Annotated in this window: 12 protein-coding genes; 11 read left to right on the top strand and 1 reads right to left on the bottom strand. The window is 46.2% G+C overall.

What is annotated here, in order from left to right:
* Positions 1–149 precede the first annotated feature (149 nt).
* From CHH60_RS10000 to CHH60_RS09965, 8 genes are all read left to right on the top strand, one after another.
* Complete coding sequence (locus CHH60_RS10000) at positions 150–839, top strand: response regulator transcription factor (protein WP_095288273.1); 690 nt, start codon at positions 150–152, stop codon at positions 837–839.
* A gap of 1 nt (position 840) precedes the next feature.
* The gene (locus tag CHH60_RS09995) at positions 841–2,301 is read left to right on the top strand and encodes a sensor histidine kinase (protein ID WP_095359077.1); all 1,461 of its coding nucleotides are present in this window, start codon (positions 841–843) and stop codon (positions 2,299–2,301) included.
* A 67-nt stretch (positions 2,302–2,368) separates the two neighbouring features.
* Positions 2,369–3,322, top strand: a complete 954-nt coding sequence (locus tag CHH60_RS09990) for a 4-hydroxy-3-methylbut-2-enyl diphosphate reductase (RefSeq protein ID WP_095288433.1) — start codon at positions 2,369–2,371, stop codon at positions 3,320–3,322.
* Positions 3,323–3,558: 236 nt separating this feature from the next.
* Positions 3,559–4,623 carry a 3-deoxy-7-phosphoheptulonate synthase gene (aroF, locus tag CHH60_RS09985; protein WP_095288271.1) on the top strand — a complete coding sequence of 355 codons (1,065 nt, stop codon included), beginning with the start codon at positions 3,559–3,561 and terminating at the stop codon, positions 4,621–4,623.
* A 402-nt stretch (positions 4,624–5,025) separates the two neighbouring features.
* Positions 5,026–6,450 carry a type I glutamate--ammonia ligase gene (gene glnA, locus CHH60_RS09980; protein WP_095288270.1) on the top strand — a complete coding sequence of 475 codons (1,425 nt, stop codon included), beginning with the start codon at positions 5,026–5,028 and terminating at the stop codon, positions 6,448–6,450.
* A 229-nt stretch (positions 6,451–6,679) separates the two neighbouring features.
* The gene (gene serC / locus CHH60_RS09975; protein ID WP_095359076.1) at positions 6,680–7,768 is read left to right on the top strand and encodes a 3-phosphoserine/phosphohydroxythreonine transaminase; all 1,089 of its coding nucleotides are present in this window, start codon (positions 6,680–6,682) and stop codon (positions 7,766–7,768) included.
* A 137-nt stretch (positions 7,769–7,905) separates the two neighbouring features.
* A complete protein-coding gene (gene trmL, locus CHH60_RS09970; RefSeq protein WP_095288268.1) occupies positions 7,906–8,370 on the top strand; it encodes a tRNA (uridine(34)/cytosine(34)/5-carboxymethylaminomethyluridine(34)-2'-O)-methyltransferase TrmL in 465 nt (154 codons plus the stop codon).
* Positions 8,371–8,541: 171 nt separating this feature from the next.
* The gene (locus CHH60_RS09965; RefSeq protein WP_024629045.1) at positions 8,542–8,796 is read left to right on the top strand and encodes an AbrB/MazE/SpoVT family DNA-binding domain-containing protein; all 255 of its coding nucleotides are present in this window, start codon (positions 8,542–8,544) and stop codon (positions 8,794–8,796) included.
* A gap of 97 nt (positions 8,797–8,893) precedes the next feature.
* Here the strand turns inward: CHH60_RS09965 and CHH60_RS09960 are convergent, their stop codons facing one another.
* Positions 8,894–9,817: a serine hydrolase domain-containing protein gene (locus CHH60_RS09960; protein ID WP_095359075.1), complete on the bottom strand. Its 924-nt coding sequence runs from the start codon at positions 9,815–9,817 to the stop codon at positions 8,894–8,896.
* Between the two features lie 466 nt (positions 9,818–10,283).
* On the opposite strand from CHH60_RS09960, the gene CHH60_RS09955 reads away from it, so the two are divergent.
* Genes CHH60_RS09955 through CHH60_RS09945 form a run of 3 tightly spaced genes read left to right on the top strand, consistent with a single transcriptional unit; the run spans position 10,284 to position 12,940 of the window.
* Positions 10,284–11,048: an alpha/beta hydrolase gene (locus CHH60_RS09955; protein ID WP_095359074.1), complete on the top strand. Its 765-nt coding sequence runs from the start codon at positions 10,284–10,286 to the stop codon at positions 11,046–11,048.
* An 11-nt stretch (positions 11,049–11,059) separates the two neighbouring features.
* On the top strand, positions 11,060–12,019 hold the full coding sequence (locus CHH60_RS09950) for an ABC transporter permease (RefSeq protein ID WP_095359073.1): 960 nt from the start codon (positions 11,060–11,062) through the stop codon (positions 12,017–12,019).
* Between the two features lie 18 nt (positions 12,020–12,037).
* Complete coding sequence (locus tag CHH60_RS09945; RefSeq protein WP_095288264.1) at positions 12,038–12,940, top strand: carbohydrate ABC transporter permease; 903 nt, start codon at positions 12,038–12,040, stop codon at positions 12,938–12,940.
* Positions 12,941–12,990: the final 50 nt, after the last annotated feature.

Raw genomic sequence — 12,990 nt, 5'->3', positions numbered from 1 at the left:
TTTGAGGGCCCTTTCGCTTTTTTTGTCCTAATGAAGGCATGATTATGATACCAAGCAAGGCTTGGAGAAGCGAAAAATGCGGCCAAGATGCAGACTGGGCTTTTGGCTGTTACAATGAGATTAAAATGTGAGAATAAAGGAGAAAGACCATGCGCTCAACTATTTTGATTGTGGATGATGATGAAAAAATCGTGTCCATGCTCCGCCGGGGGCTGGCGTTTGAAGGTTATGAGGTACAGACTGCTTCCAATGGGGCTGAGGGTCTCAGTAAATTGATGGATAAGGAACCGGATGTAGTGGTGCTGGATGTCATGATGCCTCAGATCGACGGTTTCGAAGTATGTCGCCGTTTAAGGGAAGCAGGAAGCAAAGTACCTGTGCTCATGTTAACCGCGAAGGACGAGGTTCAGAGCCGGGTGACTGGCCTGGATACCGGAGCGGATGATTATCTGGTGAAGCCATTCGCACTGGAAGAATTACTGGCCCGTGTCCGCGCCTTGCTGCGTCGTAAATCGGATATTGCAGAAACGCCGGATAACCGGCTCGTCTACGAAGATATTATATTGGATAATGACTCACGCGAAGTGCTGCGTGACGGGAAACGCCTTGAGCTGACAGCGAAGGAATTCGAACTATTGAACTTGTTTATGCAAAATCCGAAAAGAGTGCTCTCCCGTGACCTGATTATGGATAAGATCTGGGGCTATGATTATAGCGGGGAGTCAAACGTACTGGAAGTATATATTGCGATGCTCCGGCAAAAAACGGAAGAGTATGGAGGCAAACGCTTAATCCAAACGATTCGTGGAGCGGGTTATATTCTGAGAGGTGACTCCTGACATGTCCATTCGGTTAAAACTAACCGCATGGTATTCTGGCATCTTGGCAGCTGTGCTTATTTTTTGGGGTGTCGTAATCTATGCCTTTGTTTATTTCAATACGTATCAGGAAGTCGAACAGCAGTTAAAGTCAAAGAGTGCACGAATTACGGACCAGATCGGGGTTAACCCTTTATCTCAGACGCTTGATCTGGACCCATTTACCGAGAGTCAGCTGCAGGAAGCCCAAATTTACATTCAACTCTGGGATTACCAAAGTCAGTCTGGCAAGATCTCCGGAAACATGGAGAAGGTTCGCATCCAATTTCCGGTGTTGAAGACGAATGAAATTCTTGAAAAACGCGGGATATCCAAGATATACGTGAATGGGACGCCATTCTTGGTCAATCAGCAGCCCTTGTCCCTCCAGGGAACCAATGAAATCCGGGGACTTCTTCAGGTCGGTGCCAATGTAAGTTCACAGGAACGATTGCTGGAGGCGCTGCTTAACATTCTGATCTTTGGCTGGCTTGTCGCCATGGCACTGGCAATTACTTCAGGTCTCATTCTTGCCCGCAAATCGATGCGTCCCCTCGTCAATGTCATCGATGCAGCCAATCAGATTCAATCCGGTGACGATCTGAGTGTCCGGATACAATATACGGGTCCCAAGGATGAAATCGGCCGCCTGATTGAAACGGTGAATAACATGCTCGAACGGACAGAACTGTCCTTCCGCGGCCTGGAGGAGACTAATGCTGCTCAGCGAAGATTTGTGTCCGATGCCTCTCATGAGCTGCGTACACCGCTGACCACGATTCGAGGGAATGTCGATTTCCTGAAAAAGTTATGGGATCAGGAAGGTAATGACCGACCGAATCTGGACGAGGAGACCGTCAAGGAGATGTCGCTTGAAGCGATTGAAGACATGGCGGACGAAGGCAAACGCATGAGCAGGTTGATTAGTGACATGCTCTCCCTGGCAAGGGCCGATACAGGACAGAAAATAGAACTGAATCCGATACCGCTGCAAATTCTGGTGCAAGAAGTAGCTCGCAGAGCACATTTCCTGGATCACCACGCCGAATGGCGGGTTGGCGATTTATCGATTTTAAATGGAATTTATGTGAACGGCAGCAAAGACTATCTTCAGCAGATGCTCTTTATTTTCATTGAAAATGCGTTCAAATACACTCCGGACGGATCTGTAACGCTTGACGCCATCCTATACAAAGGGCAGGTTGGTCTCCGGATCAGTGATACGGGGATCGGTATGGATAAGGACGAGGTGCCGTTTATCTTCGATCGTTTCTATCGTGCGGATGAATCACGCGGAGCTACACCGGGCATTGGACTGGGGTTATCCATTGCTAAATGGATTATTGAGGAGCATATGGGCTCCGTTGAGGTCGTGACCAGACGCGGTGAAGGAACGACTTTCATCATCTGGATGCCAGTTGTCTTTGCTCCACCTATCGAATAAAGGTATAATAGACTGGACTGCAATTACATCGGCAGTGATGCTGAAAAAGAAAGCGGGTGGCAACCAAGTGGAAGTACTGCGAATTTCGCCGCGAGGGTATTGTTACGGAGTTGTGGATGCCATGGTATTGGCACGTCAGGCAGCACGTAATCTTGATTTACCACGGCCTATATATATATTGGGTATGATTGTGCATAACAAACATGTGACGGATTCCTTTGAAGATGAGGGGATCATTACACTGGATGGTCCGAACCGGATTGAAATCCTGAGTCAGGTAGAGAGCGGTACGGTCATCTTTACGGCCCACGGTGTATCTCCTGAGGTACGCAAGATGGCGCGGGACAAAGGGCTCACTACAGTAGATGCCACATGTCCGGATGTAACCAAGACGCATGACCTGATCCGGGAGAAAACGGCTGAAGGTTATCAGATCATCTATATCGGCAAAAAGAATCACCCTGAACCTGAAGGGGCTATTGGAGTTGCGCCTGACCAGGTGCATCTGATTGAGAAGGAAGAAGAGATTGATGCACTGAATGTGCCAGCTGGCAAGATTCTCATTACCAATCAGACGACGATGAGCCAATGGGATATCAAACACATCATGAGCCGTCTTCTGGAGAAATTCCCTGGCGCTGAAATTCATAACGAGATATGCCTGGCTACCCAAGTTCGTCAGGAAGCAGTGGCTGAGCAGGCAGGTCAGTCTGATCTGGTTATCGTTGTGGGTGACCCGCGCAGTAACAACTCGAACCGGCTTGCACAAGTATCGGAAGAGATTGCGGGTGTAACGGCCTACCGGGTATCGGATGTGTCCGAGATCAAGCAGGAATGGCTGAAAGGGGTAAACAAGGTAGCCGTAACTTCAGGTGCTTCGACGCCGACACCGATTACGAAGGAAGTTATCAGTTATCTGGAGCAATATGAGCATGATCAACCGGAGACGTGGGAAATTAAGCGTACCGTCAACATGAGCAAACTGCTGCCCCCAGTGCGGGAGAAGACCCGCACAACGTAACAAATATCGATGAATCCTGTGTTGCAGCCTTGAATCTGGGCATGCGGCACAGGATTTTTTTGTATTAAGCATCCCTGTAGTCATCTTGACGAGAATGGCAGACTATGATATATTTACTTTAGTGGATAAAAGCTTAAAAGCGAACAAGCGTTTAAGCGTGACAGAACTTTTAATTATAATCAGATGCGCATCGAAACAGTTTGGTGCTCTCATACAAGGAAGGATGGGAATTAATTATGATCGTTATTGCAGGTAAGGCAACACCGGAGGAACAGATTCAGGATATCGTCGCTGTGATTGAAAAGGAAGGGCTTCAGGTGCATATCTCCCGCGGAGAGGATCGTACCATTATCGGGTTGATTGGCAAAGTGGAACCTAAAATGCAGGAGCACCTTCGTCAAATGAAAGGTGTAGAGAATGTCGTAAGGATCTCTAAATCCTACAAATTGGCCAGCCGTGACTTCCACCCTGAAGATACAGTCATCTCCATTAAGGGAGTGGATATCGGCGGAAAAGAACTCGTCGTTATGGGTGGACCATGTGCGGTTGAATCTGCTGCCCAAATTGATGAAATTGCCGGTCTCGTGAAAGCTGCTGGTGGCCAGGTATTGCGCGGTGGTGCATTTAAACCTCGTACCGGTCCTTACAGTTTCCAGGGAACAGGTGTAGAAGGGCTCATCATGATGGCTGAAGCTGGTAAGAAACATGACCTGCTGACCATCACGGAAGTCATGACTCCGGAATACGTGGATATTTGTGCGGAGTACGCGGATATTCTTCAAGTCGGTACCCGGAACATGCAAAACTTCGACTTGCTGCGTAAGCTGGGCGAATGCGGCAAACCCGTATTGCTGAAACGCGGCTTCAGTGCGACATACGATGAGCTATTGAATGCAGCTGAGTACATCCTTGCCGGCGGTAACCCTAATGTAATGCTCTGTGAGCGCGGCATTCGTACGTTTGAGTCCTATACTCGCAATACGCTCGATCTGTCGGCGATTCCTGTGCTGCAGTCTCTTAGCCATCTGCCTGTCATTTCCGATCCTAGCCATGGTACAGGACGCCGTGAACTGGTAGAACCGATGACGAAAGCTTCTGTGGCTGCTGGTGCCAATGGACTGATTATCGAGATGCACACAGATCCAGACAACTCCATGACAGGCGACGGTGTACAATCCCTGTTCCCTGACCAATTCGCCAACTTGCTGCAGGATCTGGAGAAACTCGCTCCAATCGTGGGCAAAACGTTTAATACAGCCAAACAACCTGCTGAGTTTTTCCCGGCAAGAGTGGGCGTCTAATCTTATAGTTAGCCACGATACAATCGGACATTTCCCTCGTTTCATTCTTGAGAATGAAGCAGGGGGGATGTCCGGTTTTTCATATCATAGGGGGATTGAATACATTTATTAATCAATAGTGATAAGAAACATTTATGATGTAATGTTTTTCCCATGTTTTAGGATGTTATTATGGTTGCTTTACCGCATTAACTCGGTTAAATGTATAATAAATACGTTGTTAAGTGAATTTAGCAGATTTATAAAATGTAAGTATAGCTAACATAGTCGCAAAAAATACCTTACATAAGTATTGACGATGTCATGTTTAAGAATTTATAATGACGACAGAAAAAAATTCGAATATGGACATTTTCTTTCGTGGGGTTGTTTATTGTTCGGAATATTTGGGAGGACGAATACATGTCGGTTGAAAACGTATTGAAATCAATTCAAGAGAACAACATCGAGTGGGTAGATTTTCGTTTTGTAGATTTAGCTGGTCGTGCACATCACATCTCGTTGCCAGCTTCGGCTGTTGATGCAGACACATTCGTAAATGGAGTAGCTTTTGACGGTTCTTCTATCCAAGGTTTCCGTGGAATTGAAGAGTCCGATATGGTTATGATGCCAGATCCTGAAGCGACTTATGTCGATCCGTTCACTGCACACCCTACATTGAATGTTATGTGTGATATCTTTACACCAGATGGTGAGCGCTATGAGCGCGACCCACGCAGCATCGCTGTTAAAGCTGAAGCTTTCCTGAAAGAGAGCGGTGTAGGTACAGCAGCATTCTTCGCACCTGAGTCCGAATTCTTCATCTTCGACGATGTACGTTATGAGAGCGGCACGAACAGCTCTTCCTACTACGTTGATTCCGAAGAAGCATCTTGGAACACGAACCGCAAGGAAGAAGGCGGTAACCTGGGCTTCAAAGTTCGCACTAAAGGCGGATATGTACCTGTAGCACCAGTGGATACTCAACAAGATATCCGTAGTGAAATGTGTCGTTTGTTGGAAGAAGCTGGCCTGTCGATCGAACGTCATCACCACGAAGTGGCAACAGCTGGTCAAGCCGAAATCAACTTCCGTTTTGATACGTTGAAGAAAACAGCAGATAACCTGCTTGTATACAAATACATCGTGCATAACACTGCACGTCAATATGGCAAAGTAGCTACATTCATGCCGAAACCATTGTTCGGTGATAATGGTAGCGGAATGCACGTTCACCAATCCATCTTCGATGGCGATTCCCCATTGTTCTACGACAAAGCGGGATATGCAAACCTGAGCGAAATGGCTCTGCACTACATTGGAGGAATTCTGTATCACGCACCAGCGCTGATTGCGTTGACTAACCCAAGTACAAACTCATTCAAACGTCTTGTACCTGGTTACGAAGCACCGGTAAACCTGGTTTACTCCAAAGGTAACCGCTCTGCAGCAGTACGTATCCCGGTTGCAGCTGTGACACCTAAAGGTTGTCGTATCGAGTTCCGTACGCCTGACTCCACTGCCAACCCTTACCTGGCATTCTCCGCAATGCTGATGGCGGGTCTGGACGGAATCAAACGCAAAATCAACCCAACTGAGCTTGGTTACGGTCCACTCGACAAAAACATCTATGACTTGTCAGATGCTGACAAAGAAAACATCCGCAGCGTTCCAGCTTCCCTGGAAGAGGCGCTTGATGCCCTGGCAGCAGACAACGAGTTCTTGACTGAAGGCGGCGTCTTCACTAAAGAATTCATCGAGAACTACATCAACCTCAAACGTGATGAAGCAAAAGCTGTAGCGATTCGCATTCATCCACACGAGTACAGCCTTTACTTCGATTGCTAATCCGATCGAAACAAGTGTACCTACAATTTAAGCCTCCGGGACTCGCTCTCGGAGGCTTTTCCATGAATGGACGATGCAGCACGTTAACTTTGCAGGGTGATAAAGTATTTTGATGACCTTAAATGCTAGCTTCAGTGCTTATTGCCCTTGATGCGGATAGGGAATACTGATATCATAGCGATAATATTCACTTCATATGTAAGCTACGGATGGAAAGGGTGGGGGAAAAATGACAAAGAGAGCGTATAATTTTAATGCAGGACCAGCGGCACTGCCACTGGAGGTTTTGGAGCGTGCGCAAGCAGAATTTGTTGATTTTCGTAACACAGGCATGTCGATTATGGAGATGTCTCACCGTGGGGCAGTGTACGAGTCCGTACATAATGAAGCTCAAGAGCGTTTGTTGTCGCTCTTAGGCAATCCGAAGGGATACAAGGTACTGTTTCTTCAAGGCGGAGCGAGCACCCAGTTCGCCATGCTGCCGATGAACCTTCTAGGGGCAGGCCAAACTGCAAGCTATGTCATGACAGGCAGCTGGGCGAAAAAAGCGTTGTCTGAAGCGAAGCTGATTGGTGAAACCCACATTGCAGCTTCTTCCGAGGCTGATAAATACATGAAATTGCCTGATGTATCGAACCTGAGTTTGCCTGACCGCACAGCTTATGTACATCTGACATCCAATGAAACGATCGAGGGTACACAGTTCAAGTCTTTCCCGGACACGGGATCTGTACCTTTAATTGCTGACATGTCGAGTGATATTTTCTGTAAACCATTCGATCTTAATCAGTTTGGTATGATTTATGCGGGTGCACAGAAAAACCTTGGACCATCCGGGATTACAGTGGTAATTGCTCGGGAGGAGCTGGTAAGCGAATCGCCAAAAACGATTCCAACGATGCTTCGTTACAGCACACATACCGAAAACAATTCCCTGTATAATACCCCGCCTTCTTTCTCTGTTTACATGGTCAATGAAGTTCTGAAATGGATTGAAGAACAAGGTGGACTGAAAGGGATCGAACAAAAGAACATCAAGAAAGCGGAATTGCTCTATAATACCATTGATACCTCAGGCGACTTCTATCGCGGCTGTGTTGAGACTGCTGACCGTTCCCTGATGAACGTGACATTCCGCCTTGCTTCGGAAGAATTGGAGAAACAATTCATTAAAGCTTCCGAACAGGAAGGGTTCGTTGGATTAAAAGGACACCGCAGTGTTGGAGGCCTTCGTGCATCCATCTACAATGCAGCGCCTTATGAGAGTGTTAAGGCACTGACAGACTTTATGAGCCACTTTCAGAAGACAAATGGATAAATCATAGGGAAATGGATGACGGGCCTTAGCCTTCGAATCTAGCCCTTCCAGAGCCTTCCACATTGACGTGTGGGAGGCTTTTCTTTAGAATTAGAGGATTGCAACAGATACATGAACTTAAAGGAGATTGAACACATATGGCTTTGCATATCGTTCTGGTTGAACCGGAGATTCCCGCGAATACCGGCAATATTTCTCGCACCTGCGCGGCTACGGGTACGCATCTGCACCTGGTTCGCCCACTAGGGTTTCGGACGGATGATGCTACCTTGAAGCGGGCTGGCCTGGATTACTGGCATGCAGTTCACATTGAATATCATGATTCATTCGCTGAGGTTCAGGAAAAGTATCCGGAGGGTCGCTTTTTCTACGCAACCACGAAGGCGAAGAACAACTATAGCGATTTTACATTCCAGGATGAAGATTTTTTGGTTTTTGGCAAAGAGACCAAAGGACTACCTCCTGAATTAATTGCTGCCAATCCGGAAACTTGTATGAGAATGCCAATGACAGGTGATGTACGTTCATTAAACTTGTCCAATTCGGCGGCAATTATCGTTTATGAAGCATTACGACAATTGAATTTTCCGGGCTTGGATTGATCCTAATTCGCGTTCAAGTGCTTGTTAGAATTCGCTAAAAAAACATTTTTCAAAAAAAAGGACAAAAAATGTTTATTTCCAGCAGGATTCGACAAAATCTTGGCGAATCTTTAAACATAGTACAATTGTACCTAGAAATTTAGAGTAAGATAGGAGAGGTGTGCCGTAGCTATGAAGCCAGCTGGAGTAGTTCGCAAAGTTGATCAATTGGGTAGGATCGTATTGCCTAAATCTTTGCGTAAAAGGTATCAAATGAATGAGGGAGATCCTGTAGAGATCTTAGTACAAGGGGACCATATCATTCTGGAGAGATACCGTCCAAAATGTATTTTCTGCGGATCAATGGAAGAAGTCAATGAGTTCAAAGAGCGTTACATATGCGCACAATGTCTAGATGAAATGACCCAGCTTCCACAGCACGGGTAAGTAAAATAAAGAAGTATCATGACCGATAAAGGCATGATACTTCTTTTGTTTTTTCAATATACTTTGCAAAAATACATTTAACATATAATCATATAAACTAGCTTAATGGTTTACTTTCAAGATGGGGAAGGATATCGGACCAGATCAGATCCAAAATGGCCTGCATGTTCAATTCGTCACTACTAACGGCAACTACAGCGTCCAGTCCGGGCAGGACCACGCATAGTTGACCATAAGCCCCATCAGCACGGTATGCATTGTGAGAACACAGCCAAAATTGATATCCGTATCCTTGTCCCCAATCGCCTTCACCCGGCGTCGTTATCTGGCGAGTTGTTGCTTGGTCTATCCATTTCGCAGGAACCAGCTGACTGCCGTTCCAATTGCCCTTCTGAAGCAAGAACTGTCCGAACCGGCCTAATTCCTCATTCGTAAGCTGCAAGCCCGCACAACCTAATGTAATGCCCAGTGGAGAGGTTTCCCATTCGACGTTGTAAATCTCCAGCGGATCAAACAGTCTGGGAACCAGATAATCTTTTACGGTCTGGCCCGAGGCTGCCTGAAACATGGCCGAGATCATAAAAGTATCGGCACTACTGTATGTAAATGCTTCGCCAGGGACTCTGTCGATTGGAAGTGACATGTAATATTTAGCCCAATCTTTCTCCGCAAGCGTGGCCCGTTCCTCCGCCCAGAGCACAGGCACATCATGCCCTGAAGACATCCGCAGCAGATCATACAGTGAGAGATCCGCAGGAGAGAATGCTGTTAGGTCCGGAGCAGGTGTTGGCCATGTGAAGTATTCTCCCAGTTTGGATTCGAGTGTGAATATGCCTTCTTCGAGTGCCAATCCTACAGCCATGCAGGTAAACGACTTACTGATCGAATGCTGTAAGCGCCGCTTATCCTCAGTCCGATCCCACATCCCACGTGTTTCTCCATGCTGCAGCACACGAACTGAAAGTACGTTTAATTGCTGAGCCTCAATATGTTGAACAAAGCGATGAACAATGGTGGACATAATAACATCCTTTCATTAAAAAAGACGACATTTTATGGGTGGTGAAACGTTTCCGTAATCTGGAACCAAAATCAGAAATTATGTTAGTACAATCCGAAGGTGATGTCAATGAAAGATGTGCAAACGGTTACCAAAAGGGTGAATTTTCACAAATAAAGTGCCTTTTGACGCAAATTTACACTCGAAAAAGAAGTTTTTTGAGAAAATAACGCGAAATTTGTAAAAAGGTTATTGACAGGATTTACTCATCGGGATTATGATTTATTCGAAACGATTCGAAGAAATCGCTTCCAAGTAAAAAGTGCTGTTTTTAAGTCCATGTGAATCAACGTTAGCTATGTTTTGAAACGATTCGAGAAAATCGTTTCGATAACTAGCAGGGTAATGGGGGAACGGCAAAAAGTCGTAGCAGAAAAGCGAGAGTAGAGAGAGTACAGGCGACAGCTGATGATGAAAGGGGTTGCACATGGCACACATCACGATCGAAACCGGATCGCCTACATTATGCATGAACACAAGCATACATGTAGTGTCCAGTGACTCCGGAGAGACTTCAGGCGGTACGCTATATCTGCTGCATGGGGCAGGCGATAATGCGAGTACATGGCAACGATTGACTACAATTGAAATGTACGCTGCACAATATGGCTGTACCATCATCATGCCGGAGGCAAACCGAAGCTACTACACCGATATGGAATACGGCCTGAATTACTTCCATTACATTACTCAGGAGCTGCCTGAGTTTTGCAGACGTCAGCTCAACCTGAACACGGATCCCAAGAAGACTTACATTGCGGGATTGTCCATGGGTGGATACGGTGCTCTGAAATGTGCACTGACTTATCCCGAACGTTATCGCAAGGTGGTTTCTTTATCCGGAGTAACCGACATTCAGACAAGGCTTCATGATCCCAATATGCCACCCGGTATGATCAAGGAAATGAAAGCGGTTTTTGGAGAACGGTTACAGGTAAAGCCCGACCAGGACATCTACGCACTGTCAGACAAATTGTTGCAACAGGGCAGGCCTTTACCGGATGTGCTTAGCTGCTGCGGTGAAAGTGATCCATTTATTGAAATGAACCGTAGGTTCGCCGAGTACATGATGGGAACTGCGTATCATTTCCGGTACGTTGAATCTCCGGGAGCTCATGAATGGAGATTTTGGGAGCATCACCTGAGAACCATGTTTGATTTTCTGTATAACGACAAGACCAAAGTAGAGTGAGGAGATGCAAATTGAAACCTGCAGCCGAAGGACCTAGCAAAAAGCTGAAGGGAAACTTGAAAGGGAATTCGCTCTGGAGTGAAATCTGGAAGCACAGAATGACGTACACCCTGCTAATTCCGGGGCTTGTCTGGCTCATCCTGTTTGCTTATATGCCAATGGGCGGTCTGTCTCTGGCATTTAAGGATTACAAAGCGAACCTGGGAATCTGGGGAAGCCCATGGAGCGGATTTGAGAACTTCAAATACGTTTTCCGGGATCCAACGTTTATAGACGCGGTATGGCGGACATTGTATATCAACATTTTGAAGCTGATTATCCAATTCCCATTCCCGATTATATTGGCCCTTTTACTGAATGAACTGCGTATGCGCAGAGGGAAAAAGTGGTTCCAAACGGTTCTTACATTCCCTCACTTCCTTTCGTGGATTATCGTATCCGGGGTTGTCATTAATGTACTGGCTTATGACGGATTGGTGAATAGCACGCTTGCATTGCTTGGATTGCCAACGATTAACTTCCTGGGTTCCGAATCCAACTTTGTACCGATGCTTCTGTTAACAGATATCTGGAAATCAAGCGGCTGGAGTGCCATCATCTTCCTCGCTGCGATCTCGGGTATCGATCAGGATCAATACGAATCTGCACAGATCGACGGAGCTTCACGGTTGCAGCAAATGTTCCGCATTACGTTGCCGAACATCCTACCGACCATCACCGTTATGTTTATCCTGTCTGTCGGTGGTTTGATGTCATCCGGTTTCGATCAGATCTTCAACTTGGCAAATGCCGCAACCAAAAATGTATCGGAAGTACTCGATGTATATATTTATCGGATTACGTTCCAATCATCAACCGACTTCTCGTTCTCGACAGCGGTCAGCTTGTTCCGTTCCCTTGTGAATATGATCTTGCTGCTTCTTGCTGACAGATTTGCGAAGCTGCTTGGCGGAGATGGATTGTTCCGATAAGAAAGGAGGAAAAATGAAATGAGCAAGAAAGCTAACAAAAAGTCAAAGATTGGTACAGAACGAATGACGCTTCTGGATTACGTTATCTTCGCCATCTTACTTGTGCTTGCCCTGATGATTCTGATTCCGTTCTGGAATGTCATCATGATCTCGTTTGCAACACAAAAAGAATATGCCGACAATCCATTGTTGATGTTTCCTAAAGAGTTCACTTTGGATTCCTATAAAGCACTGTTTGCGGACGGGACTATCCTTTCGGGGTACAAAAATACACTGATCCTGCTAGTGATTGGCTTGCCTCTCAGTATGTTCCTGACAACAAGCATGGCATATGGACTAAGTCGCAGTAACTTTCCGTTTAAGAAATTTATCTTTTTCCTAGTGCTGTTCACCATGATCTTCAATGGTGGTATCGTACCACTCTACCTGATCATGAAATCACTTCATCTGACGGGGTCGCTATGGTCCGTTATTCTGGCGGGAAGCTTCAGTGCATTTAACATGATCCTGATGATGAACTACTTCTACACTTTGCCGGAATCGCTAATGGAATCTGCGCGTCTGGATGGTGCAGGGGAGTGGAGAATACTGTTCAACGTCGTTCTTCCGCTCGCTACACCCATTATCGCTACGATCACGCTGTTCTATGGCGTGGCCTACTGGAACAGTTGGTACGACGCGATGATCTTCCTGCGAAAGGCGGATCAGTTACCACTGCAAAATGTACTTAGGACGATTATATCTACATCACAAACCAATGCCTCCAATGCTTCCAGCGTGGATGCAACGCAAGTCAGCAATTTCTCAATGGGGATGAAAATGGCTGCGGTATTTGTCACTATGGTGCCAATTATGTGTTTCTTCCCAATGCTGCAAAAGCACTTTGCCAAAGGGGTATTAACAGGGGCTATCAAGACCTGATTATACGTATAGGATTTTGACTTAAAATTCTACTAAAAAACATGGGGGTA

It is taken from the genome of Paenibacillus sp. 7523-1, assembly GCF_002276415.1.
GTDB lineage: Bacteria > Bacillota > Bacilli > Paenibacillales > Paenibacillaceae > Paenibacillus > Paenibacillus illinoisensis_A.
This window is presented reverse-complemented; position numbering and strand designations above follow the sequence as displayed.